Here is a 25,510-nt window from a genome sequence, read left to right as displayed (position 1 = left end):
AATAGGACTAATTAAGAAAGATATTTACTTGCATTAGTAAAAATGGTTTAAAAATGAAACATAAATGACTAACTGTATTCAATATGCGGTGGAGTTTTTATTTTTCTTTATTTACCAATTAATTAAATAAAAGCTTAATAAGTTCTTTAAATGTAAGAATAAAATCTCATATTAGGAAATGAAAATGAAGAAAGTACTACTGACCGCTGTTGCTACAGCAATCATCGGCTTATCAACAGCTAACGCAGCAAATAAAGTTGGCGGTGGCCAAGTTAACTTTAACGGTAAAGTAACTGATGTTTCTTGTACTGTTTCTGTTGACGGTCAAGGTAGCGATGCAAGCGTATACTTAGCACCAATTTCATTAGAAGAAGTTCAAGCAGGTGGTAAAGGTACATTATTAAAACCAAAAACATTTGCAATTGATGTGACTAACTGTTCTGCAACATCAGTTGGCGGCAATGCTAAAACGATCGGTGTGGTGTGGACTGGTGGTAACTTATTAAGTGGTAGCGAAAAATTAGGCTATTTAGCGAATACCGATTCTACTGGTGCGAAGAATATCCAATTTGTTTTATCGGCTGATGACGCTAAAAAATTCATCGTACCAGGCGGCGACAAACAACAGCCATCCGAGCTTATTACTCAAATTGACCAAGGTTCACGTTTCCAATATTACGTAGGTTATATCACCGATAAACCAACAGAAGTTACTGCAGGTGAAGTTAAAAGCTACGCAACTTACGAAATCACTTATCAATAAGAATAGGTTGGTTGTTTTAAATTAGTGTTATTAGACGTTGCAGTAAAACACTAATGGATATTATTGCAATAAGCGGTAGAACACTGCCGCTTTTATGTTTTGAGGTTTAAATGAAAGCTATCGTATTAGCATGTTGCTTTATCTTCAGTATTAATTCGTTTGCTAACAATATAATTGTTAATGGTACGAGATTTATTTACCCTGGAGATGAGAAAGAGATCACCGTACAACTTTCAAATACAGCAGAACGTCCAGCGGTTGCTCAAGCTTGGCTTGATACAGGTAATGCATCAGAAACACCTGATACGATAAAAACCCCATTTCAAATTACTCCTCCTGTTTCTCGAGTAGAAGCAAAAGGTGGTCAAAATTTACGCATAAAGTTAATGGATAAAGGGCAAATTCCTCAAGATAGGGAAAGTTTATGGTGGCTTAATATTCTAGATATTCCGCCTACTGTAAAAGGCAAAGATGGGGAAATGCAGAATGTTTTACAGCTAGCAATTCGTTCTCGTTTTAAATTCTTTTACCGACCTGTTGGGCTAGGTAGCCGAGAATTAGCACCTGAACAGTTAGTTATCAAAACAAATGGTAAGAATATTGCTATTGAAAATCCAACACCTTTTTATATTACGGTCACAAAAATATCCATCGATGGAAAGGTTGGTCTCACAGATAAAACTGTTTTGATAGAACCCAAAAATCAAACATTAGTTGAATTAAAGCAGGCAATTAAGTCTGGCAGTAAGGTTGTTGTTAACAATATTAATGACTATGGTTCAGATGTTGCGGTGACTCTAACTGTAAAATAGGAATATATAATGAAACAGCGAGAGTTAAACAATAAATATAGCAATACACTCTCTGTAGTCTGCTTTATTACGTCATGGATTGTTCCCGTATTCCATGCCTCAGCTGAAGAAGAAACCTATGAATTCAATAGTGGCTTTATTATGGGAAGTAAAGACAACGTTGATTTAGACCGTTTTAATGCGACAGGGATTAGTCCAGGAAAGTATTCAGTTGATGTATATACGAATAATGATTGGAAAGGGCGTTACGAACTTAATTTTGAAGAACAAAAAAATAAACAATTAGGGGTTTGTTATACCCCTGAGTTACTTTCAAACTTAGGTATTGATACTGAAAAATTTAATCCATCAATTGATAAAAACAGTGCTACTTGTCTGCCGTTGAATGAGTGGAACAGCGACAAAGAAGTTAAAGATATATTTCATACGTCGACACTACGTTTAGATATTTCTGTACCGCAAATTTACGAACAAAAAATTTCTCGGGGTTATGTTTCTTCGCAATTTTGGGAAACAGGAATTCCTGCATTAAATATTGGTTATATGGCTAATTACTATGATAGCCATATTAGTGGAAACCAAGGTTCAAATAGCTCTAGCGCCTATTTAGGCGTTAATGCTGGCTTGAGTTATGATGGTTGGCTATTGAAACATATAGGAAATTTGGGTTGGCAGCGTTCTACAGGTTCTGAATGGAATAGCAATCAAACTTATCTGCAAAGGCCTATTGCCGCACTAAAATCAAAAGCGACTATTGGGCAGTTTTATACGGATGGTAATTTATTCGATAGTATTGGCTTAAGAGGGGCTAAGCTAACAACGGATGACAATATGTATCCAGATGGAATGACAACTTATGCCCCTGAAATTCGAGGGATCGCTCAAAGTAATGCCTTAGTGACGATTCGGCAAAATGGCAATATTATTTACCAAACAACCGTGTCTCCTGGGCCATTTAGTTTAAATGATGTTTACCCATCGGGTTATGGTAATGATTTGAATGTTACAGTAAAAGAGGCTGATGGTAGCGAGACTAATTTTAGTGTGCCATATTCTTCGTTAGCACAATTATTACGTCCAGGGTTCACGCGTTACCAAATAGCGGGCGGTAAATCTGATTCTGAAAATTTAAGAAATCGTCCTTTTGTTGTGCAAGCGACTCTTCAGCATGGGATTAATAATACATTTACCCTTTATGGTGGGGTCACTGCTTTTGATGATTACCAAGCTTATTTGTTAGGAAGTGGTATTAATACTGGGATTGGTGCGGTTGCAATTGATGTAACACAATCTCGCATTGTATTTAATCACCGTACAGATTATGGGCAAAGTTATCGTTTTACATTTAATAAGTTATTCACTGAAACAGACACAAATCTTGTGTTAGCAGCATATCGATATTCAACGAAAGATTATTACAATATTAATAATGCACTTTATGCTATTGATAACGATAAACGTGGCGTTGTCGATACATTAGGGCGTGAAAAAAATGGTTTCAGTTACACTATTAACCAAAATTTACCTGAAGGTTACGGTGGAATTTATTTCATGGGGCGTATTTCAAGTTATTGGGATAAGTCAGGAACAGAAAAACAATATCAACTAAGTTACAACAATAGCATCAATCGCCTTTCATATGGTTTGTCATTTATGAGGGTGTATACACAAAATAGTCATGATAAAAAAGATGACAGGATCGGTGTGAACTTGAGCATTCCTCTTTATTGGGGAGAGAATCAGGTGTCTACTTTAACGTCTAATACTACATTTAATAATGAAAAGTTCGGAAGTAGCCAAATAGGTACCAGCGGTACGTTTGACCGTGATAATAATTGGACATACGGAATCAATACCTCAGTTGCAAATGGTGGTGCGAAAAATATCGGTCTTAATACTAGCTACCGTACATCGTCGGCCAATACAAATGCGAATTACAGCCAAGGTGAAGGTTATCGTCAATATGGTATAGGCGCAAATGGGTCATTAGTTTTGCACTCCGGTGGAATAACGCTAACGCCGAATAATGCAACCACAATTGCATTGATTGAGGCGAAAGACGCAGAAGGTGCATCAGTGGTAGGGGCGATGGGGACGACAATTGATAGTCATGGTTATGCTATTGCGCCTTATGTAAGAGCTTATCGCACTAATAAAATCGAAATTGACCCGAAAGGCAGTTCTGAAGATATTATTTTTGAAAATATGTCATCACAGATAGTTCCTTATGAAGGTAGTGTCGTTAAGGTTAAATTTGGTACTAAGATTGAAAAAAATGTGGTTTATAGCGTTAAAAGATCTAATAACAAACCACTACCATTTGGCGCTAATGTGACAGATCAAAAAGGTGAGGCAATCGGTATTGTTGGGCAAGGTGGTATGGTGTTCATTAGCAGTGAAATTACAACTGATGCCATTATTACGTGGGATAAAGGTCAATGTACATTCTCATTAGCTGCAGGAAATAGCAAGGAAGTTCTATGTCAATAAAAAATCAATGGGTTTGGTATATTGGGGTAGGGTTACTATTTACCGCAAATGGAGTTTCTGCAAATAATGGACGCCCTGGATACATCTATATGAATAGTTGCGAAAGAACAAGTCAGCCGGCATATAGAGTAGATATGAGACTTGGAAAAATTGTTGTAGATCCTAACCTTCCGGTTGGTAGTGTAATTAAAACACAAGATTATTCAATGAATACCAACCAAACCTACCTCTGGTGTCGTGGAAAGGTGAATATTGAGGCTGAAGTGGTCATGCCTGATTTACGCGATATTGGTGGGAAAATTTACCAAACGAATGTTGAAGGTATTGGTTTAAAATTCCACCGTTCATCGGGTCGTCAATACTCAATGACTTACCCAAGCACTTTTCCTTTAAATGTAGGGAATTATGATACGAGAGTTACATTAAATGATTCCGTTTTCACATTAAGCTTGATCAAGACAGCCAAATATACTGGAACAGGAACATTGGCAAGCGGAATTTATACAACTTATGGATATAAGCCTAATAATAATCCATATCTGGTAAGTTATTTGGATGCAAATGCTATTACTATCGTTTCGCCATCCTGCCAAGTGACAAGTGGTGAAAATCAAAATGTAATGTTAGACCCTATAAAACGAGTTCAATTAACAGCGAGAGACCAGCCTGCTGGTGAAAAAGATTTTACCATAAAATTGAAATGTAGTGGCGGTACTAGTTTTACAGGTAAGACTAATATTGATGTTACTTTTAACGGGATAAAAGCGACAGGAACTCAAGTAAATGGTGTTTTAGCAAACCAAAGTACCTATAGCCCAGCAAAAGGAATTGGTGTTCAAGTTATAGAACGAAAAGATAAAAGCCCAATCAATTTTGGCCGCCCATATCGTGTAGCATCATTAAATAATAATGATACAAAAGATATCGATATAGAACTTATCGCTCGTTATTTTCAATATGAAGATAGAACTTCACCCGGTGAAGTTTATGCTCAAATGCGTTTTGATATTACATATGATTAATTATTAAAAGTATTTTATTTAATAATAAAGGCTGACTTTATATTTAGAGTCAGCCTTTATTTTATATTCAAAATGATAATTCGTAGTTATTATAGAAGACTTATTTCAAATCAACAATTATACTTTCAGCAACATACTGTCGTTCTTTATTGATATGTTCGGATTCATCATTTTTTTCATTTTTTAATCCACTCGTATAACCTTGGAAAAACCATTCAATGGGGCAATTTAGCGCTTCAGCGATATCAACTAAATGATTGATAGGTATTTTATTAATTCCATTCTCATAACGTGAGATTTGCTGTTGACTTAAATTTAATTTATCAGCTAAATTAGCTCCAGATAGACCGAGTTCTTTTCTCCGGTTTTTTATTTTAATGCCTATTATAGTATGAATGTCCATATGACATCCTCAATTTATATGAAGGGTTATTATTTAATGCACTTAATTAAAATTACATTTGATAGTATATTAAAAACTAAAGTATTTTAAAAGATTTAATGAACATAAATATGATGAAAATCGCGATTTAGAGCTTTAAACATTAATAAACAATAACATCATTTATAGTAAGGGATTATAACGAAAATAAGTAAAAATAGCGAATGCAGAATTCATCAAACTAAGATTGTTAAAATAAGAATTAATATTAACAAATTCAAATTGATACTTAAAATTTAATTGCTATAAAAAATTTGATTATTTCCTTTGTTTTCAATTGGTTGCTTTCTTTTTGGGATGTGTAAGATTGAGGATGTAAAGTTAAGTTATAAGAGTAAATGTTAATTTTTTGTTTTTTTATAGGTTGGTAGGGTTATTATTTGAATAATTAAAGATGACTAATAAATAAATCAATAATATTTATTAACTATCAAATAATTTGATTTAAATAAAACTATAAACATCTTAAATGATTACTTTTGAAAAAGGGTCATGATTAGCATCTTTATTCCATATATACTCCATTTTAAGAGCAATATTATTTGCAATGTCTCGGTTATAAAAATCGCAGATAATCTGTAATGACATATCAATACCTGCACTAATACCAGATGAGGTATAAAACTTATTATCATGAACCCATCTTGCTTTAGATTGCCATAATACCTGGTCATTGAGTGAAGTTACCCACTGATAAGCGAGCTTATTTGTTGTAGCCTTAAAGCCGTTTAAAAGGGATGTTTGAGCAAGAAGTGCGGAACCAGTACAAACTGAAATGACAGTTTCCGCATACTCAACCTGTTTTTTCAGCCACTGAATATAATCATCATTCTGCGATAATGAGCGAGTACCTTGTCCTCCAGGTATTAAAATATATTGATAACATGGGGTAAGTATAGGGCGTGTATTGACTGTAACTCCTTGAGAGCTGGTCATAGGTTTCCCTGAAGGTGAGATAAATTCAATTTGGCAATGTTCTAAACGGCCAAATACTTCAACAGGTCCCATAACATCAAGGGTTTCAAAATTATCAAAAAGGATAATTGCGATAGAATTTAGCTGCATATTTTTCTCAAGTTTAGCCATTATTAAACATATTTTCCCATGATCTATATTTAATTATTGGGATTTTGTGCACTCTATTACATTTATTTTTCCTTGCGCTAAATAAAATCTTACAAGCGTGATAAGACATAAATGTAACCACTCAAGTATACTGTATAAAACCTATTGTAACTTTTATTACCAAATTAGTGAGGTTAACAATGAAATTATATATTTATGACCACTGTCCGTTTTGTGTCAGAGCAAGAATGATTTTTGGTTTAAAAAAGTTAGCAGTAGAGCAAATCGTTTTATTCGATGATGACATAGATACACCGACAAAAATGATTGGTCGAAAAATGTTACCTATTCTACAAAAAGATGATGGGAGTTATTTACCTGAAAGTTTAGATATTGTTCATTATGTTGATAGTATTAATGAACCTAAATATGCAGGAGGGAGTATTACTCCTGAAATAGAGACTTGGTCTAAAACGGTTTCTGCTGTGGTATATAAGCTTGTAACTCCACGCTTTACTCAAACGGATTTCCCCGAAATCAGTACAACGGAAGCTAGAGCAGCATATATAAACAGAACATCAAAATCTTACGGCGACTTAAATGAGCTTAAAAAAGAAACACATACGTTGCTAGTTGAATTAGAACCGCAATTATCTTTATTAGATGCGTGGTTAGAAACACGGAGTGAAGATATTGATATTAATGATTTTATTATTTTTCCAATCTTACGCAGTTTGAGTATTGTCGAGCACTTATCATTTAGCACAAACATTCGAAATTATATGGAGCGAATTGCAAAATACTCGAATGTTAACTTGTTATTTGATAAAGCAAAATAACCTATTTGGCTGTAAGTTCAGTGAATTTTGTTAAACGCCAACCGCCTCTAAAAGAGGCCGGTTGTGCAGGATAATCCATTAATGGACGTAGTCACGTAGTGTATAAACTAATTTGTAATGGCCCTGAATTAATACTAGCTGATTGTTTTTTAAAGAAATAACAGCGCCATCAGACAGTACTCGGTTTATCATTGAATCCCATTTAGATAAATCTTCATCAACACATTCGAGTTCCGTTCTAGTTAAGTTTTTTACAGTAATTTTTGCGTTTTTGATATCGCCAAACCCGTTAAAATCATTACACATTGATGCAGAAACAAACATTTTCTCGCCAAAAGAAAGGGAAGGAGTTGTTTGCTTACTGTTAATGGCCTTACCATTCACTTCAGTGAGAATAAAACGATGATGCATTAATTTATTTTCAAGTGCTTGGTCATCATTTCGCGCATTGACTTGATGAGTTTGGCAAGCTGCTAGCAATAAACCCAAAATTGTAAGTGGAATTAGGCGTTTCATGGTTCCAGACCCAACTATGCGTTAACAATATTAGGGCAAATTTCCCCACGACTTATTTGACGGATATTATTAAGCGTAGTTTGACTGATGCTTGTTAATGCTTCCTCCGTTAAAAACGCTTGATGCCCTGTAAACAATACGTTGTGGCAAGAGGAAAGTCGACGAAAAACATCATCTTGTATGACATCATTAGACTTATCTTCGAAAAATAAATCTCGCTCATTTTCATATACATCCATACCTAAAGCGCCAATTTTCTGCGATTTTAGTGCATTTATTGCCGCAACAGAATCGACTAATGCACCTCGGCTTGTATTGATGATCATGACTCCATTTTTCATTTTCTTGAAGGCATTTTCATCGAGTAAGTGATGATTTTCTGGTGTTAATGGACAATGAAGAGAAATAATATCTGATTGTTCATATAAAGTATCTAAGTCAACATATTCAGCGCCCAAATCTAAAACAGCTTGGTTCGGGTAGGGGTCATGTGCGAGTAAACGCATTCCGAATCCCTTTAAAATACGTAGTGTTGCTTGACCAATTTTTCCGGTGCCGATAATACCCGCAGTGCGGTTATGCATATTAAAGCCTGTTAACCCCTCGAGAGAGAAATTTGCATCTCGAGTACGCTGGTATGCTCGGTGGATCCTGCGATTAAGGCATAGCATCATACCAACAGCATGTTCGGCGACAGCCTCAGGAGAATAAGCGGGCACGCGGACAACCTGAATACCTAATTCTTTAGCTGCTTGTAAATCAACGTTGTTAAAGCCAGCACAACGTAAAGCTAAAATTCGAATATTTAGTGCGGCAAGCTCTTTCAAAACAGCGCGATTAGCTTCGTCGTTAACGAAAATACAGATGGCGTCGGCACCAACCGCATTTTTAGCGGTCTGAACCGTCAATGGAAAATCAAAATATTCAATACTAAAATTAAATCCAGAATTTTGATTTACTTGTTCCATGTGCTTGCGGTCATACTGTTTGGTACTATAAGAAACAATTTTCATCACAAAGACTCCAATTTTTAGGAACCAATTAGAAAAGAGTAGGTAAAAAGGTGTACCTACAAAATATAAACTCAGAATAAGACAATTAAGTTTGTAAATCACCTATAAATTAAGAAAATAGGTATCTGTTTACGATTGAATGTGGTTTATCTTTGTTAGTAACAGGTTTAATAAGAAAATTTTGCTGAAATTTATCACGTGCGCTATAGAGCAATTCGAATAAGGGACGCAGTAATGCAGTTAATAAAAAGAGTATTCAGAATATTACTCTGCTTTTTGGGGGGAATCGCTGCTCTCTTAATACTCTTATGGATAACGATATCTCACTGGATGCCAGTTGTTGCATCGCACTATCTTCCTAAGCCACTTAAACTTTCATTTTCAGAACCAAGAATTAGTTATGGTCAGTTGGATATAGCAAGTATCAGTATAACAGCAAACAATTGCACATTGGTTCAATTGAATAGCACAAGGCTTTCTGTCTTTCCCTTGCATGCTATTGTGGATGGCCTTGATATAAAAACTGAATGTTTAAGCGCTCTTGAGCCAACTAATGAAACAGTTAATGAACCAATTAACATTGAAGAGCTTATCGATAATCTCCCTTTTTTTTCATTAGTTATCAATAATACCAATATACAACCATGGAGTGATTACCAAGGCAGTATCTGGTTGCGTAAAAATCAGGTTAATCCTCTACAGTTTGATTTTAGAGGGGATAATTTAAGATTGTCATCTTTAATTACGGCTGAGCATCAATTGGTTATTAAAGATTTCTTTACGTACCTACCAGAACAAAAGCAAACAATAGAGTTATTTGGTGATGTTCAATTGCCATTAATGGCTAATCAATTTCCCGAAAAAGGGGAATTGAATACCTACTTTAAGTTAATCAACCCAGAAAAATTTTTACTGGCTGAATTTGGTTGGGTGAATGGCCAAGGTGCATTAACGGTTAAGGATACAGAAACACAAGAAGAATTACTTTATCTACCATGGACACTATCACCATCTAACATACAGATATCCCAAGGAAAATGGCAATGGAAAGAAGCTGATATTCCTTTGCAAGGAGGTGTTAGTTTTCAAGTCGATAACTGGGATAAAACGTTAAGTGAAATGGTTTTCTCAGGGCGTGTCAATATGCTTACACAAGCGAAGAAAGGTAAAGCTAATATTGTTTTAACACTACCAGCCACTCAAATAGACTTACTCGATACGAATATTAATTTTAGTTTAAATGGCCAAGTTAAATATGATGATATGGTGCTGGATATTCATTTACCCGCCAAGCTTTCAGGCCAGTTGGCAGCACCAAAAATTGCGTTTTTATCTAGTTCACTATTAAGAGCTTATGGTCGTCTTTCTGAAACACTTGTTCTTAATGAAGTGAGATTACCACTCGCGGGAACATCGTTAAGTGAAGATGGTATTTCAGGGCGTTTACAAGCTATCCTTAAGGTTAAAGAGCAGTATTGGGGCGATTTCGACATTCATTTGGATGGCAAAGCCAATAACTTTACCTTAGATAAGGGAAAATGGTTTTGGAATTATTGGGGAAATGCCAATTTGCCTTCATTATCAGCTAATTGGGATATTAAGGGCAATGGGAGTTGGCAGGACACTTTAATCACATTAAATAGCCTAAATACAGGTTTTGACCAAATACAATACGGGCTCTTATCGATGAGGGCTCCGCGTTTACAACTAAGTAAGCCATTAGTTTGGCAACGAGCTCAGAATAAAGCCAATTTTAATGGAAAATTACAGCTTACCAGTGAAAGGATGCAATTCGGCACTGAAAGTTACTTACCAAGGATCACATTAAACGCAGATCTTAATGGAAAATCTCCTGCTGAGTTTCAACTTAAAGGTGACTTAAGTACTAAAGATGTAGGGCCAATAGTCATCTTTGGGCGCTGGGACGGTGAAAGATTAAGAGGAGAAGCTCGTTGGCCTGAACAGTCGGTCACGGCTTTTCAAACGTTAATTCCTGCTGACCTTGGTATTGAATTAAAACAAGGAAAACTATTTTCTCAAGCTGCTTTTTCAATAACGCCGGAAGATGGTTTTATTGCAGGAGGACACTGGCGTGTAGAGAATACTAGTCTTTGGTTAAAAGATGGTGAATTATCAGGGTTAGATTTTGTTTTACCGTGGCGTTTAAAACAAAGTACTTGGACTTTGGGTGGTAAAGCACCCGTTGAATTGCGTATTAAGCAGCTCAATAATTTATTCGAATTAACTGACATTAAAGCAGATCTCTCGGGTTCTTATCCGCCAACGGAAAATTTACCATTAAAACTGACTAATGTCGGCTTTAAAACATTAGGGGGTGAAATATCGATGGATTTACTGCGTTGGCCACAAACGCAAGCCGCTACGATAAAATTAAGGCAGATTGAACTTAGTCAGTTATTTACCATACTAAAAGTGTCTCAATTTGCGGTATCCGGTAAAGTTAATGGTGAATTACCTTTTTATTTAAATAACCCAGAATGGATAGTTAAAGATGGATGGTTAGAAAATAGTGGGCCATTAACATTACGACTAGATACCCAATTTGTTGATTCTATCCGAGAAGATAATTTATCTGCGGGTTCCGCAATGGGGTGGTTACAATATTTGGAAATAAAACGCAGCCGTACAGATGTTAATGTTACAAACTTAGGAATGTTAAAGATGACAACAATCCTTGAAGGGTATAACACACAAGAAAAGAAAAAACGTGAAGTTCATTTGCATTATCAACATGAAGAAAATATCTTTCAATTATGGCGCAGTTTACGATTTGGTAGCTCTTTAGAAGAGTGGTTGGAAAAAAATTTATAATGAGCAGAAGAATGAACGTGAAAATATTAAAATTCACTACAGCTATATCAATTGCGTTGTTGTTATCAGCTTGCTTGCGAGTTGAGGTAGCAACACCGGATAAGCCCATCAATATTAATATGAATGTAAAAATTGAACATGAAATTCAAATAAAAGCAGATAGGCAAGTAGAAGAATTATTGAAAGAAAATAGTGATTTGTTCGGTGAGGTAAATCCCAAATGAGTCGAATTATCAAGGCACTAGCACTATGTTCATTATTAACTGCTTTTCAGGCGATCGCAATTACGGTTGATGAAGCCAAAGAAACAGGCCTATTGGGGGAAACGCTGTCGGGCTATTTAGCTCCGATTAATACGAGTAATCAGGAGGCTACTAAACTAGCGGCACAAATTAATCAAGAACGAGAAAAAAGATACAGCGAAATTGCTGCAAAAAATAACCTAAAAACAAATGAGGTCGCTAGGATAGCAGGGCAAAAACTCGTAGAACGGGCAAGTCCTGGGGAGTTTGTGCGTGGCATTAATGGCCAATGGTTACAAAAGAAATAAAAAGCGCACTCAGAAAGTGCGCAAAATATAACAATGGTAGTTTTGGGTTTTAATAATATATGACTTAAAAGACTATATCTTAAGCGATAATAGTATTTATATGACTTTGTGCTTGTTGATGTGCTCGTTCAACGGACTCTTGGCCTAACGATGTTCCTTCAGCAAAAACGAACTCAACGTCTGTAATGCCAATGAAATCTAAAAATAATGTTAAATAAGGCACCATGGTATCTGTTGGTGTGCCTTTATAGATACCACCTCGACTGGTTAATACATAGGCACGCTTGTCTTTTAATAAGCCAACAGAACCTTGTTCTGTATATTTAAACGTGTGCCCTGAGCGAGCGATAAAGTCGAAGTAATGTTTTAAATGAGAAGAAATCGTAAAGTTATACATTGGGGCTGCAATAACAATCACATCGTGAGCTTTAATTTCATCAATCAACGTATTTGACAGGTCCAAATGTGCTTGTTGTTGTTCTGTTTTCGTGTCACTTGGACCAAAAGCTGCTAAAATTTCACCGTCAATCGCTGGAATTGGCTCTTTGACTAAATCTCGTACAGTTACTGTATCTGCTGAGTGTTTTTCCTGCCATTGTTGAATAAAGTAATCTGCCATTTTATTGCTTTGTGAATAGTCAGCCAGAATACTTGATTTCAATAGTAATACTTTACTCATGTGTTCCTCTATTTTTAGGTAAAACTTTATTGGTAATGATACGTATGGTGTAACTGATTGATAGGAAAAAAATTAGATAGCCTTCTTCAAAAAAATTGATGGTATTTTTATGTGATAACAACAATTAAAAAATAAAAACGAAATTTAGCCCTTACAAATTACGAAGTGGGTTGGCTAGCGTGTATTGAAATTTATTAAAGATAAGGATTTAACAGGTGAAATCCATTCTGACGGCATTAACTGCTGATATTGGACAAACTTCATTACGTGACCAATGGTTGCTAAAGAAAAGAGTGCAGGGTATTGCAAAGATCCAGAACGAAAAATCGCGCTCTGCGGTACTTGACGCTATTAAAATAGATATTGAAAAGGCCAAACAAAAAGTTGAAATTAAACGATTAAATGCGCCTAAAATTGTGTATCCGGATAATTTACCCGTTAGCCAGAAAAAAGAGGTTATTTTAGATGCCATTAAAAAGTATCAAGTGGTCATTGTTGCAGGTGAAACGGGCTCCGGAAAGACCACCCAAATTCCAAAAATTTGTCTAGAACTTGGCAGAGGGGTCCTAGGATTTATAGGCCACACGCAGCCAAGACGTTTAGCCGCACGCTCAGTCGCGACACGTCTTGCTCAAGAACTTGAATGTGAATTAGGTTCAAATGTTGGCTATAAAGTACGATTTAGTGACCAAGTGAGTGAAACGACTCAAGTCAAATTGATGACTGATGGTATCTTGCTTGCAGAATTACAAAATGACAAATTGCTGTTGCAATATGACACTATTATCATCGATGAAGCTCACGAAAGAAGCCTCAATATCGACTTTATTTTAGGTTATTTACATCAATTATTACCAAGACGTCCTGATTTAAAAGTTATTATTACATCAGCAACTATTGACCCAGAACGTTTTTCGAAACACTTTAATCATGCTCCGATTGTTGAAGTGTCTGGCCGTACCTATCCGGTTGAAGTCCGTTATCGTCCTATTGTGGGAGATCAGAACGATAGCGACAGTGACCAAATAGATGGGATAATAGATGCCGTAAATGAGCTATCTGTTGAAGGTAATGGCGATATATTGATTTTTATGAGCGGTGAACGGGAAATTCGTGATACCGCAGATGCGTTATCAAAACTTTCTTTACGTCATACTGAAATCTTACCATTATTCGCAAGGCTTTCTAATAGTGAGCAAAATCGTATCTTTCATCCTCATGGGGGACGGCGGATCATTCTTGCAACAAACGTAGCAGAAACATCATTAACGGTACCTGGTATCAAATATGTCATTGATACCGGTTATGCACGTATTAGTCGTTATAGTTACCGTACAAAAGTACAGCGTCTCCCTGTTGAAGCGATCTCTCAGGCTTCAGCTAATCAACGTAAAGGGCGCTGTGGCCGTGTTTCTGATGGGATTTGTATTCGTTTATATTCAGAAGATGACTTTCTATCACGCCCAGAGTTTACAGACCCTGAAATTTTACGCACGAATTTAGCATCAGTTATATTACAAATGACTTCTATTGGCCTTGGTGATATTTCTGCGTTTCCATTTGTAGAGGCGCCAGATAAACGTAATATCCAAGATGGTGTGAAATTACTGGAAGAGCTAGGTGCAATTAAGTCCCACAAACAGGCAGATAAAGGCTATCAATTGACAGATACAGGTCGGCAGCTAGCTCAGCTTCCTGTTGACCCAAGACTTGCTCGGATGGTGATTGAAGCACGTAAACATGGTGCAGTTCGTGAGACAATGGTGATTGTTTCTGCATTGTCAATTCAAGATCCGAGGGAGAGGCCGTTAGATAAGCAGCAAGCTGCTGATGAAAAACATCGTCGTTTCCATGATAAGCAATCAGATTTCTTAGCCTTTTTAAATCTTTGGGATTACTTAAAAGAACAACAAACACAGCTTTCTAACGCCCAGTTTAGAAAAATGTGCCGCCAAGATTTTCTCAACTATTTACGTATTCGAGAGTGGCAAGATTTATATACCCAACTGAGGCAAGTGGTGAAAGAGCAAGGGTTTGCCATTAATAGCTCGGAGGTAGATTTTCGAAGTATTCACGTTTCGTTATTGGCTGGGTTACTTTCACATATTGGTCAAAAAGATGCCGATAAACACGAGTTCACTGGGGCTAGGAATGCACGTTTTACTATTTTTCCGGGTTCTGGTTTGTTTAAAAAACCACCAAAATGGGCAATGGTTGCGGAACTTGTTGAAACATCGAAATTATGGGGAAGAATTGCCGCATCCATCGATGTTGAGTGGGTTGAACCCTTAGCTGAACATTTAACTAAACATAGTTATAGTGAGCCTCATTGGTCAAAATCTGAAGGCGCGGTAATGGCCTCCGAAAAAGTGACTCTATATGGGCTACCTATTGTTGCGTCAAGGCAGGTTAACTATGGGAACATAGACCCATTACTATGCCGTGAGTTATTTATTCGTCACGCTTTGGTTGAAGGGGATTGGGTTACTCGCCACGCATTCTTTAAAGAAAATCTGAAATTATTATCAGAAGTAGAGGATTTGGAGCATAAATCACGTCGACGTGACATTTTAGTTGATGATGAAACATTATTTGCATTTTATGACCAACGTATCCCGAATGATGTGATTTCCTCCCGTCATTTTGATAATTGGTGGAAAACGGCATCTAAGCAACAATCTGACTTGTTAAGCTTTGAAAAAAGTATGCTGATTAAAGAGGACGCCAGCAATGTTTCAGCTCTTGATTACCCTAACTATTGGCATCAAGGGGATTTAAAATTTCGGTTGAGTTACCAATTTGAACCTGGAACTGATGCTGATGGTGTGACGGTACATATACCTCTTGCTGTATTAAATCAGGTTCAGAATATTGGCTTTGATTGGCAAGTTCCTGGGCTGCGTCATGAGCTAATCGTTGCTTTAATTAAATCACTACCTAAACCTATTAGACGAAATTTTGTCCCTGCACCTAATTATGCTTCTGCATTTTTAGAACGAGTGCCAGAGCCTGAAGGCAGTGTATTGGATAAACTTGAACGTGAATTACGCCGTATGACGGGTGTCACTGTTGAACGCGAATCATGGCAATTAGCGCAGCTTCCAGCCCATTTAAAAATGACGTATCGTGTTGTAGGTGACAAAAATAAAACCGTTGCAGAAGGACAAAATCTTGATGAGCTAAAAAATAGCTTAAAAGAAAAAGTGCAAGAAACGTTATCTGAAGTTGTGGATGACGGCATTGAGCAACACGGGTTACATATTTGGAGTTTTGGCGAGTTGCCTCAACGTTATGAGCAAAAAAGAGGCGGATATTCCGTTAAAGCTTATCCTGCGTTAGTCGATGAGAAAAATAGCGTTGGTATCAAGGTATTTGAAACCGAATTGGAACAACAGCAAGCAATGTGGGCCGGAGTACGTCGGTTATTGCTGTTAAACATTCCATCACCAATTAAATATCTACATGAAAAACTACCAAATAAATCAAAATTAGGTCTGTATTTTAACCCTTATGGTAAGGTATTAGAGTTAATTGATGACTGTATTGCTTGTGGCGTCGACCAAATAATTGCTGATTTTGGTGGTGCGGTATGGGATGAAGTGCAGTTTGAAAAACTGAAAGAGTTTGCACGTGCAGAATTAAATGATGTGGTTGTTAATATTGCTAAGCAAGTTGAACAAATATTAACAGCGGTGTTTGCTATCAATAAACGTCTAAAAGGGCGGGTTGATTTTTCGATGGCAATAGCGTTATCGGATATAAAAACACAAATGTCGAATTTGGTATTTAAAGGTTTTGTGACCACTCATGGTTGGAAGCGCTTACCTGATATTCTTCGTTATTTAAATGGGATAGAGCGGCGATTAGAAAAATTAGCGATTGACCCTAACCGAGATCGTGCTCAAATGAGTAAGGTAGAGCATGTTCAGAATATGTGGCAACAATGGCTAGTTAAATTATCTCCAATTCAGAAAAATATGCCAGAAGTTCAAGAAATTCGTTGGATGATTGAAGAACTGCGAGTTAGCTTGTTTGCCCAACAGCTTGGAACACCATACCCAATTTCGGATAAGCGCATTATTCAGTCGATGGAACACTTATCACAACAGCTGTAAGAACTATTATTTTTTACTAATTAGCGCTTCACATATTGATTATGTGAAGCGTTTTTTATTTTAGTTAACCTTGACCTATTTAGTTACAACATGCTAAAGGAGAGTTAAAAATATAAACTTTCGAGTTCGTACAACAGTCATTTTCACTAAAATAAGAGAGCGAAAAATGGTGAAAGAGGGGCCATTACTAGAAAATTATTGGGCTATTAAGCGACCGGAAACTAGGATTTTACAGTAAACTAGGGCTTAAATTTATTTATTAAAATTAAGCCCTTTGCATAAAATTAGGCAACCAAATAATAGAGTGCAGGAATAGCGGCTATCGCAATGGCATATGCCATGATTTTTTCAATCGCTTTTAATGGCATTTGGTTGGTTTGCTGCTGACGAGCATAGAAAAAGACCAAAATACCTGGAGCATACAAAACGACGGATAATAGCAAATTAATTAACCCTGATGCATAAAGCAGCCATAAACCATAAAGGCTGGCAATAGCTCCAACGGCAAGTAATGCTTTATTATGACGTTCAAAAGCTACTTTTACTAAAAATGCGCCAACAAGGAAATAAGGGACTAAAATCATTTCAGAGGCGATGGTAAGCAATGTGTTGTAATTACTCCCACTAAGCCAAATAAGAACCAAAGAGAGTTGTACTGCACCATTGGTGAGCCATAAAGAAGATGATGGTGCATCATTTTTATTTAATTTGTTGAATATTTTAGGGAATGATTGATATTGGGCTGCGATATAAGGTACTTCAGCAGCCATAATAGTCCAGCTTAGATAAGCCCCACAAACGGAAATAATTAGGCCTGCCGCAATAATAATATCACCACTCGAACCAATTAAATTTACCATGAGCGGAGCCATGGATGGGTTTTTTATTTCTGCGAGTTCAGCTCTAGGCATGATACCTAGGGAAAGTAAGGTAACAAGAATGTAGATAATTAATGCAGAACTTACTGCAAAAATTGTTGCTAAGCCAACATCACGGCGGTTTTTAGCTCTAGCAGAAACGACAACAGCACCTTCGATACCAATGAATACCCATAGTGTAATCAGCATGGTATCTTTGACTTGTTCCCAAACCGGAACGCCAAATTCGATACCACTAAAATCTGCATTGAAAATATCAAGTTTAAACGCAAAAAAAGCCAATACAATAAATAAGCCAAGAGGAACCAATTTTGCCATTGTAGCAAGTTTATTAATCCCAGCGGCTGTCTGTACCCCTCGAAGAACTAAATAATGAACAAACCAGAGAAGTATGGACTCTCCGATTAGAGCTTGCCATGTATTCCCATCACCAAAAATAATGTTATCAGGCGTATCCGTAAAAAAACTGATTGCAGCGAATACGATAACGAGATAAGACACATTGGCAACTACCGCACATAGCCAATACCCCCAGGCTGAACAAAAACCAATTAACTCCCCGAAGCCGACTTTTGCGTAAGTAAATATTCCACCGTCAAGGTCAGGACGTATACGGGAAAGTAACAATAAGGCAAATGCCAAAAAGAGGATACCCACCCCCGTAATTGACCAACCAATTATTAATGCGAGTGGGCTGGCAACTTCCGCCATATTTTGAGGGAGACTAAAAACACCGGCGCCAACCATTGAGCTAAGAACTAGCGCTGTTAGTGCGGTAAGACTCAAAGTATTTTTCAAAGTAAATCCTGAACGTTCAGAAATCAAAAGTTAAAATGACGTTAAAATGCCATTGCAATAATTAGTTTAACTAGTAGCCATTAAAAAAGCAGATAGAATGACTGCATGTTTTCATGGGTGTGGATTCTACGAACGAAATGACAGATATGCAATGGCAATGTATGCATTTTTAAGGATGTTTTATGCACTTTTTCAAAAGAATGGAAGTGAATAGAGCCAAAGAAGATAAATAACGTAAAGAGAAAGTATAAAAACAAAAAAACCAGCCGAGTAGGCTGGTTTTAACATCACGTAATACTGGGTTATTTAAACAAGTCAGCACTGATAGTGACACTTCCACCATTAGATTGCCATTCTCTTGTAATATGGAAATATTTAGCCCCTTTAGCTTCAGCACGTTTTGCTATTTGGTAACGTACTTCTGGCGTATTGGTGTAATATCCTGAGAATGTAATAGAGTCAAATGGAACCATTTGAGCTGCTGCTGTTTTGTTCACTTCTTCAATAACATAGCCACTTGGCAGAGTCACACTAGTACGACCTGGCTGGCTGCTAGAGGTTTCAAAGAAACGACCGACTGCGCTTGTTGGCTCTTCAGAAGATGCAACACCTGGGATACGTACTTTTTTAGCTGCTTCACCGCCTTCAGCTAATAGAGCTCGACCAGCTTCTGAATCAGCAGGAATCACTGCGTCTTCATTAAGTACTTGTCGTTTCGGGGCATCTTTCTTATAGATGTAAGCTGTTGCTAATGTGTTTCCACCATCATTCATTGCGATATTACGAACCACATAGAACGAGGCTGCATTTTTCTCAAGGGCTTTTTTAGCAATAGCCTCATAGAGGTCTGGCTGAGAAGGGTAAAAACCGCTTACCGTAACAGTATCAAAAGGCTCATATTCTGTTGCGTCAGTTTTTGACATTTCCTCAACACCACCGAATACACGACGTTTCGGTGCACTAACTTCTGGTGCATCTTTTGCGTAGACATCTGCAACAACACGCATGTTGCCGCTATCACCTACATCATCAAGGCTTTGAATGTAAAAGGCATATGCCCCCATTTTATCAGCCCTACGGGAGACTGCATCGGATGCTTCATAAATAGCATTAAAGCGCCCGGTAACTGTTATACGCTCATAAGGTTTTAATTCAGTAGCCTGTTTTGGCGTCAATTCAACAGCCGCCTGAGTAGCAGTTATACTAGTTAATGATAACACCGCGGCTGCGATGACCGTAGTTTTCAGCTTCATACAAAATCCTTCCGCCTTGCGCAATTTATTATAAACATGCTGAATCTTAGTTGTATCACATGTACGTGATTATTACACGTAACGGAACCCGTTGTCTCATGATTTTCTTTTTATGAGAAATAAATAATTATTGACTAGTTAAATTTACCAGATTTTTTAAAGTATCCAGTATTTTATTGACCTAAAACTAAGATTTTCACTGCGAATTCCATTTACTGTCTAAGAATCGAGATCAATTATGGATCAAGAAGCTTATTTTCAGTAGGTTATTAGAACATTAAAAATCTGTTTATGCACAAAATAAGACTTTTCTCTGTGATGATAGTCATTATTTTAGCAAACACTCTATTAACAACATTACATTAGGCATTAAAAAGGGAACATTATGCGTATTGGTATACCAAGAGAAAGACTTGCCAATGAAGCGCGTGTTGCAGCTACACCATCAACAGTAACTCAACTTCTTAAGTTAGGTTTTTCTGTCTGTGTAGAACAAAATGCGGGCCATTTAGCCAGTTTTGACGATGTAGCATACGAACAAGCGGGGGCAGAAATCGTTGATCGTGATACCGCATTTGCTGCGGATATCGTTTTTAAAGTCAACGCGCCACAGGATGATGAAATTCCTCTGTTAAAAGAAGGGGCAACACTGGTGAGTTTCATTTGGCCGGCACAAAATGCTGAGCTAATGGACGCTTTAAAAGCTCGGAAAATTAACGTGATGGCGATGGATGCCGTGCCACGTATTTCACGTGCCCAGTCACTTGATGCGCTGAGTTCAATGGCAAATATTGCAGGTTACCGTGCAATTGTTGAAGCTGCTCATGAATTTGGCCGTTTTTTTACGGGGCAAATTACGGCAGCAGGTAAAGTACCTCCAGCGAAAGTCATGATCATCGGTGCTGGGGTTGCTGGTCTTGCTGCAATTGGTGCAGCAGGTAGCTTAGGCGCTATTGTCCGCGCTTTTGACACTCGCCCTGAGGTGAAAGAGCAAGTTCAGAGTATGGGGGCTGAATTCCTTGAGCTAGATTTCAAAGAAGAGGCTGGTAGTGGCGATGGCTATGCCAAAGTGATGTCAGAAGCATTTATTAAAGCTGAGATGGAATTGTTCGCTGCCCAGGCGAAAGAAGTCGATATCATTGTGACTACGGCACTGATCCCAGGTAAACCCGCCCCTAAATTGATTACCAAGGAAATGGTTGAATCAATGAAACCAGGGAGTGTGGTTGTCGACTTAGCGGCGCAAACCGGTGGAAACTGTGAATTAACCCAAGCTGATAAGTTGGTTGTGACGGACAATGGCGTAAAAATCATTGGTTACACCGATTTACCAAGCCGTTTACCAACTCAATCATCACAGTTATATGGAACAAACCTTGTTAACTTGATGAAACTGCTATGCAAAGAAAAAGACGGTGAAATCAACATTGATTTTGACGATCTGGTTATTCGCGGGGTCACAGTGATTAAGCAAGGTGAAATCACCTGGCCTGCCCCCCCAATTCAGGTATCTGCTCAGCCGCAGGCGAAACCGCAAGCGGTTGAAAAAGTTAAAGCGCCTGAGAAAAAGATGTCACCGACGCTGAAATATGGCTTGATGGCATTAGCTATCATCTTGTTTGGTTGGTTCGCTAATTCAGCACCAAAAGAGTTTTTATCGCACTTTACGGTATTTGCATTAGCTTGTGTGGTCGGTTATTACGTGGTTTGGAATGTCACTCATGCATTGCATACGCCGTTAATGTCAGTCACGAATGCTATTTCAGGGATCATCGTCGTTGGGGCCTTGCTCCAGATTGGAAGCGGTGGCTGGGTAAGCTTCTTATCCTTTATTGCCATATTGATCGCCAGTATCAATATTTTTGGTGGGTTCACTGTAACTCAACGTATGTTAAAAATGTTTCGTAAAGGGTAAGGGGTAACTTATGTTGTCGAGTGGAATTGTGACAGCAGCTTACATAGTTGCTGCTATCCTATTTATTTTCAGCCTTGCGGGGTTATCCCGCCATGAAAGTTCCCAACGAGGGAACACTTACGGCATCATCGGGATGGCTATTGCATTGATTGCCACCATTTTAGGTCCTCACAGTGCTAATGTGGGCTGGATGATCGTTGCGATGGTTATTGGTGCTGTGATTGGTATTCGCTTAGCGAAAAAAGTTGAAATGACAGAAATGCCTGAGCTGGTGGCTATTTTACATAGTTTTGTCGGTTTAGCAGCAGTGCTGGTTGGTTTCAACAGTTTTATCGCAAGTGAAGGACACGCTGATGTTGTGATGGAACACATTCATTTAACTGAAGTTTTCTTAGGGATCTTCATTGGTGCGGTTACCTTCACCGGTTCAGTGGTCGCTTATGGTAAATTATCAGGAAAAATGTCATCAAAACCGATGATGTTACCTAATCGCCATAAACTGAATTTAGCAGCGTTAGTTGTTTCATTTATTTTGTTAGTGATTTTCGTTAAAACAGAAAGTGTGGGCTTACAAGTCTTCTTGATGCTAATCATGACTGCGATTGCTTTAGCTTTTGGCTGGCATTTAGTGGCATCAATTGGTGGGGCGGATATGCCTGTGGTTGTTTCAATGCTGAATTCTTATTCAGGTTGGGCTGCTGCAGCGGCAGGTTTCATGTTAAGCAATGACTTGTTGATCGTCACAGGGGCGTTGGTCGGTTCTTCAGGTGCGATTCTGTCTTATATTATGTGTAAGGCGATGAACCGTTCATTCATTAGTGTCATTGCGGGAGGCTTCGGTACAGATGGCTCTTCAACGGGTACTGAAGAAGAAATGGGTGAGTACCGTGAAAGTACTGCAGAAGAAGTCGCTGAAATGTTGAAAAATTCAACATCGGTGATTATCACTCCAGGCTATGGTATGGCGGTTGCACAAGCACAATACCCTGTTGCAGATATCACCACTAAACTACGTGAACGTGGTATCAAGGTGCGGTTTGGTATTCACCCTGTAGCAGGGCGCTTACCTGGACACATGAACGTATTATTAGCAGAGGCCAAAGTACCTTACGATGTCGTATTGGAAATGGATGAAATTAATGATGATTTCTCTGATACTGATACCGTTCTGGTTATTGGTGCTAATGATACGGTTAACCCAGCGGCTCAAGAAGATCCAAACAGCCCAATTGCGGGGATGCCTGTTCTTGAAGTTTGGAAAGCAAGCAATGTCATTGTATTTAAACGTTCAATGAATACAGGCTACGCTGGGGTACAAAACCCGTTATTCTTCAAAGAGAATACACAAATGTTGTTTGGTGATGCGAAAGATAGCGTTGATGCAATCTTACGTGCATTGTAATTTAATGAATCGTTAATTTACTTCAAAATTAGCAATAAAGTAAGAAGGGGTGATTGGCTAATACCAGTCACCCCTTCTTGACATTTAAGAGCTAAATCAATTTATGTGATGTAATTTTATAAACGTATCATTTGATGCAAAATCTAGCGCAATTGGTTAGCCCGCGAGCAAAGGTAAACACTAATAAAAACGCGAGTGTTGATATTGTGAGCATGCTCATCATGAGAACTCCGCCATTGAAATTATCCATGACATATCCTCCCACTAAGCTACCAATAGTAATTAAAATTAAAAACATAAAGGTAATTAAGGCTGAACCTTTTTCGGTTAATTCTGGAACATGAACGTGCATCCACATGTTGATTGTTGCAGGAACCATACCTGCAGCAATTCCCCATGAAAAAACAAATATGATACTGGTCGCCCAATTAAAATCTAAAACGGATAATGCGAGAAAAGCTAAGGCTAATAAAAGCGCACTAATTGCAAAATTATAACGAACATTATGTTTTCCGACATAGCCCGCCAGTATATTGCCAACGACGCTGGCCACCCCAAAAAAGAGTAATAATGCTGAAATTTGCCCCTCGATAAAACCTGCGGTGTGTTTAAAGAACACCGTAAAATAATTATAGGCAGAGAAATGCGCTAAAAAAATCAATGTGAATATAACTAACCCCTTACGTGCAATAGGGTGCGAGGGCATCAATAATAACTCTTTCCATTGCATAGATGAGGACGGTTTTAATGATGGTAAAGAAAAATACTGCATAAAAAATGCGATGGCGCCTGCAATAACTAATGCAATATAAGGGGTTCTCCAACCATAGTTATCAGATAGCCAAGCACCTAAAGGTACGCCGAGTACGGTGACTAATGTGACCGCCGAAAAAAATATTGTTACGGATGTGGTGATTGACATGTTTTTAGGTGCTAAGCGTACGACTAAGCCAGCAGCAACCCCCCAAAAACCCCCCAATGCAATTCCTAATGCGAAACGGCCTAATAAAACTAAACTAAAACTAGAAGCGAAAGCCGTAATTGCATTGGCTAAAATCATGAGAGCAACTAAGAAAAGTAATACTTGGCGTCTATCGATATTTTTTGCATAAATGGGAACAAATAGGGAGGATGCCATACCTGCGATAGATGTGACTGTCACAGTAAGTCCTGCGGTACCTGTTGATATTTGGAAATCATAAGCGATATTATTCAGGACGCTTATCGCTAAAAATTCACCAGTAACAATAATAAAGCAAGCAAAAGTTGCAGATAATAGTGAAAGCCAGTTACCATTGTGCGAAGAAAAATGAGTTGTTGTCATTTGCTTTCCATGAAAATTGAGTTATTTACCAAAAAGAATAATTTTATAGTGACCGCTATAAAATTATGGTGCTATTCTTTATGCTAATTTAGGTGCTGTCAATTATTTTTATAGTGATCACTACAAAATAGTTGTGGCACCGTGAGTTGACTGCGAGTAAAGTGAGAAGATGAATCAAATAAAACGCGGGCGGCCTAAAGGCTTTGACCAACAAGATGCATTAGCTAAAGCCATGTTACTTTTTTGGCGAAATGGCTATGTTGCAACCTCAATTAGCGATTTAACTCAAGAGCTAGGTATCACTGCACCTAGTCTTTATTGTGCTTTTGGTGATAAAGCATCGTTGTTTAATCAATGTATTGATTATTATTTGATGAATGAAGCTTGCCCTATTTTGTCTATCGTAAAGCAAGCTAAAACGGCGAAAATTGCGATTGAATTACTGATGTATGAAAGTGCCAAAAGGCTAATTCAGCCAAACAAGCCTGCAGGTTGTATGTTGATTACTGCAGCAATGAATGGGGCGAAGCAAATCGAAGATGTACAATTAAACGTCCAAGAAAAACGGAAGAGTTATCAAGAGATTCTACTGGAGCGTATGCGTAAAGGCATTGCTGATGGCGATGTTGCTCCAGATGCACAAATTGAAGCTATCGTTGATTTTTATATCACAGTGATCGATGGCTTTACCATACAAGCATGTGATGGAGTTGAACTTGAAAGGCTAAATCAAGTTATTTTTAATGCTATGCAGGTTTGGCCAGTACTTAATTCCAACCAACATAAACAGAATCAGGATTGA

20 protein-coding genes are annotated in these 25,510 nt (G+C 37.8%); 12 read left to right on the top strand and 8 right to left on the bottom strand.

The features are described 5' to 3' along the window. Positions 1-184: 184 nt before the first annotated feature. From PSE60_RS06990 to PSE60_RS06975, 4 genes are all read left to right on the top strand, one after another. Entirely contained in the window at positions 185-763 is a 579-nt protein-coding gene (locus PSE60_RS06990; RefSeq protein ID WP_210840339.1) for a fimbrial protein, read from the top strand. A gap of 110 nt (positions 764-873) precedes the next feature. Beyond that, positions 874-1,575 carry a fimbrial biogenesis chaperone gene (locus PSE60_RS06985; protein ID WP_272664955.1) on the top strand — a complete coding sequence of 234 codons (702 nt, stop codon included), beginning with the start codon at positions 874-876 and terminating at the stop codon, positions 1,573-1,575. A gap of 9 nt (positions 1,576-1,584) precedes the next feature. Beyond that, positions 1,585-4,065, top strand: a complete 2,481-nt coding sequence (locus PSE60_RS06980; RefSeq protein WP_272664954.1) for a fimbria/pilus outer membrane usher protein — start codon at positions 1,585-1,587, stop codon at positions 4,063-4,065. After that, a complete protein-coding gene (locus PSE60_RS06975; protein WP_272664952.1) occupies positions 4,056-5,087 on the top strand; it encodes a fimbrial protein in 1,032 nt (343 codons plus the stop codon). Before PSE60_RS06980 ends, PSE60_RS06975 begins: the two co-directional genes overlap by 10 nt. Before the next feature lie 100 nt (positions 5,088-5,187). Here PSE60_RS06975 and PSE60_RS06970 read toward each other — a convergent pair whose 3' ends face one another. Then, positions 5,188-5,490: a helix-turn-helix domain-containing protein gene (locus tag PSE60_RS06970; RefSeq protein WP_272664951.1), complete on the bottom strand. Its 303-nt coding sequence runs from the start codon at positions 5,488-5,490 to the stop codon at positions 5,188-5,190. A 504-nt stretch (positions 5,491-5,994) separates the two neighbouring features. Further along, positions 5,995-6,615: a DJ-1/PfpI family protein gene (locus PSE60_RS06965; RefSeq protein ID WP_210840522.1), complete on the bottom strand. Its 621-nt coding sequence runs from the start codon at positions 6,613-6,615 to the stop codon at positions 5,995-5,997. 179 nt (positions 6,616-6,794) lie between these two features. On the opposite strand from PSE60_RS06965, the gene grxB reads away from it, so the two are divergent. Next, a complete protein-coding gene (gene grxB / locus PSE60_RS06960) occupies positions 6,795-7,433 on the top strand; it encodes a glutaredoxin 2 (RefSeq protein ID WP_272664950.1) in 639 nt (212 codons plus the stop codon). 78 nt (positions 7,434-7,511) lie between these two features. Here the strand turns inward: grxB and PSE60_RS06955 are convergent, their stop codons facing one another. Together PSE60_RS06955 and PSE60_RS06950 are read right to left on the bottom strand one after the other, a co-directional pair. Further along, positions 7,512-7,949, bottom strand: a complete 438-nt coding sequence (locus PSE60_RS06955) for an META domain-containing protein (RefSeq protein ID WP_210838512.1) — start codon at positions 7,947-7,949, stop codon at positions 7,512-7,514. Between the two features lie 14 nt (positions 7,950-7,963). Continuing rightward, positions 7,964-8,962, bottom strand: a complete 999-nt coding sequence (locus PSE60_RS06950) for a 2-hydroxyacid dehydrogenase (RefSeq protein WP_210838518.1) — start codon at positions 8,960-8,962, stop codon at positions 7,964-7,966. Positions 8,963-9,196: 234 nt separating this feature from the next. Between PSE60_RS06950 and PSE60_RS06945 the strand changes: the two genes are divergently transcribed. From PSE60_RS06945 to PSE60_RS06935, 3 genes are read left to right on the top strand one after another with little or no spacing between them, the layout of a single operon-like run. Beyond that, entirely contained in the window at positions 9,197-11,794 is a 2,598-nt protein-coding gene (locus tag PSE60_RS06945; protein ID WP_272664948.1) for a YdbH family protein, read from the top strand. A gap of 11 nt (positions 11,795-11,805) precedes the next feature. Beyond that, positions 11,806-12,018: a YnbE family lipoprotein gene (locus tag PSE60_RS06940; protein WP_102140371.1), complete on the top strand. Its 213-nt coding sequence runs from the start codon at positions 11,806-11,808 to the stop codon at positions 12,016-12,018. Beyond that, the gene (locus PSE60_RS06935) at positions 12,015-12,344 is read left to right on the top strand and encodes a YdbL family protein (RefSeq protein ID WP_210838510.1); all 330 of its coding nucleotides are present in this window, start codon (positions 12,015-12,017) and stop codon (positions 12,342-12,344) included. Before PSE60_RS06940 ends, PSE60_RS06935 begins: the two co-directional genes overlap by 4 nt. Before the next feature lie 79 nt (positions 12,345-12,423). Here PSE60_RS06935 and PSE60_RS06930 read toward each other — a convergent pair whose 3' ends face one another. Then, entirely contained in the window at positions 12,424-13,023 is a 600-nt protein-coding gene (locus PSE60_RS06930; protein ID WP_210838508.1) for an FMN-dependent NADH-azoreductase, read from the bottom strand. Positions 13,024-13,238: 215 nt separating this feature from the next. On the opposite strand from PSE60_RS06930, the gene hrpA reads away from it, so the two are divergent. Next, positions 13,239-17,138, top strand: coding sequence for an ATP-dependent RNA helicase HrpA (hrpA, locus tag PSE60_RS06925; RefSeq protein ID WP_272664946.1), 3,900 nt, complete (start codon positions 13,239-13,241; stop codon positions 17,136-17,138). 284 nt (positions 17,139-17,422) lie between these two features. Here the strand turns inward: hrpA and PSE60_RS06920 are convergent, their stop codons facing one another. Together PSE60_RS06920 and ydgH are read right to left on the bottom strand one after the other, a co-directional pair. Next, positions 17,423-18,763, bottom strand: a complete 1,341-nt coding sequence (locus PSE60_RS06920; protein ID WP_371031719.1) for a basic amino acid/polyamine antiporter — start codon at positions 18,761-18,763, stop codon at positions 17,423-17,425. A 353-nt stretch (positions 18,764-19,116) separates the two neighbouring features. Then, positions 19,117-20,067 carry a DUF1471 family protein YdgH gene (gene ydgH, locus PSE60_RS06915; protein WP_210838503.1) on the bottom strand — a complete coding sequence of 317 codons (951 nt, stop codon included), beginning with the start codon at positions 20,065-20,067 and terminating at the stop codon, positions 19,117-19,119. 385 nt (positions 20,068-20,452) lie between these two features. Between ydgH and pntA the strand changes: the two genes are divergently transcribed. After that, entirely contained in the window at positions 20,453-21,982 is a 1,530-nt protein-coding gene (pntA, locus tag PSE60_RS06910; RefSeq protein ID WP_272664945.1) for a Re/Si-specific NAD(P)(+) transhydrogenase subunit alpha, read from the top strand. A gap of 13 nt (positions 21,983-21,995) precedes the next feature. After that, the gene (gene pntB / locus PSE60_RS06905) at positions 21,996-23,384 is read left to right on the top strand and encodes a Re/Si-specific NAD(P)(+) transhydrogenase subunit beta (protein ID WP_272664998.1); all 1,389 of its coding nucleotides are present in this window, start codon (positions 21,996-21,998) and stop codon (positions 23,382-23,384) included. A gap of 127 nt (positions 23,385-23,511) precedes the next feature. On the opposite strand, the gene PSE60_RS06900 is transcribed toward pntB, so the two are convergent. Continuing rightward, positions 23,512-24,708, bottom strand: coding sequence for an MFS transporter (locus PSE60_RS06900; RefSeq protein WP_210838499.1), 1,197 nt, complete (start codon positions 24,706-24,708; stop codon positions 23,512-23,514). Positions 24,709-24,877: 169 nt separating this feature from the next. Here PSE60_RS06900 and PSE60_RS06895 point away from each other — a divergent pair, with 169 nt between their 5' ends. After that, positions 24,878-25,510, top strand: coding sequence for a TetR/AcrR family transcriptional regulator (locus tag PSE60_RS06895; protein ID WP_272664944.1), 633 nt, complete (start codon positions 24,878-24,880; stop codon positions 25,508-25,510).

This window comes from Providencia sp. PROV174, from assembly GCF_028480685.1.
In the GTDB taxonomy this organism is placed as follows: domain Bacteria; phylum Pseudomonadota; class Gammaproteobacteria; order Enterobacterales; family Enterobacteriaceae; genus Providencia; species Providencia rettgeri.
This window is presented reverse-complemented; position numbering and strand designations above follow the sequence as displayed.

Coding starts and splice junctions, on each gene's coding strand:
- PSE60_RS06990 (WP_210840339.1), top strand. CDS start 185: ATGAAGAAAGTACTACTGACCGCTGTTGCTACAGCAATCATCGGCTTA.
- PSE60_RS06985 (WP_272664955.1), top strand. CDS start 874: ATGAAAGCTATCGTATTAGCATGTTGCTTTATCTTCAGTATTAATTCG.
- PSE60_RS06980 (WP_272664954.1), top strand. CDS start 1,585: ATGAAACAGCGAGAGTTAAACAATAAATATAGCAATACACTCTCTGTA.
- PSE60_RS06975 (WP_272664952.1), top strand. CDS start 4,056: ATGTCAATAAAAAATCAATGGGTTTGGTATATTGGGGTAGGGTTACTA.
- PSE60_RS06970 (WP_272664951.1), bottom strand. CDS start 5,490: ATGGACATTCATACTATAATAGGCATTAAAATAAAAAACCGGAGAAAA.
- PSE60_RS06965 (WP_210840522.1), bottom strand. CDS start 6,615: ATGGCTAAACTTGAGAAAAATATGCAGCTAAATTCTATCGCAATTATC.
- grxB (WP_272664950.1), top strand. CDS start 6,795: ATGAAATTATATATTTATGACCACTGTCCGTTTTGTGTCAGAGCAAGA.
- PSE60_RS06955 (WP_210838512.1), bottom strand. CDS start 7,949: ATGAAACGCCTAATTCCACTTACAATTTTGGGTTTATTGCTAGCAGCT.
- PSE60_RS06950 (WP_210838518.1), bottom strand. CDS start 8,962: ATGAAAATTGTTTCTTATAGTACCAAACAGTATGACCGCAAGCACATG.
- PSE60_RS06945 (WP_272664948.1), top strand. CDS start 9,197: ATGCAGTTAATAAAAAGAGTATTCAGAATATTACTCTGCTTTTTGGGG.
- PSE60_RS06940 (WP_102140371.1), top strand. CDS start 11,806: ATGAACGTGAAAATATTAAAATTCACTACAGCTATATCAATTGCGTTG.
- PSE60_RS06935 (WP_210838510.1), top strand. CDS start 12,015: ATGAGTCGAATTATCAAGGCACTAGCACTATGTTCATTATTAACTGCT.
- PSE60_RS06930 (WP_210838508.1), bottom strand. CDS start 13,023: ATGAGTAAAGTATTACTATTGAAATCAAGTATTCTGGCTGACTATTCA.
- PSE60_RS06920 (WP_371031719.1), bottom strand. CDS start 18,763: ATGGTTGGCGCCGGTGTTTTTAGTCTCCCTCAAAATATGGCGGAAGTT.
- ydgH (WP_210838503.1), bottom strand. CDS start 20,067: ATGAAGCTGAAAACTACGGTCATCGCAGCCGCGGTGTTATCATTAACT.
- pntA (WP_272664945.1), top strand. CDS start 20,453: ATGCGTATTGGTATACCAAGAGAAAGACTTGCCAATGAAGCGCGTGTT.
- PSE60_RS06900 (WP_210838499.1), bottom strand. CDS start 24,708: ATGACAACAACTCATTTTTCTTCGCACAATGGTAACTGGCTTTCACTA.
- PSE60_RS06895 (WP_272664944.1), top strand. CDS start 24,878: ATGAATCAAATAAAACGCGGGCGGCCTAAAGGCTTTGACCAACAAGAT.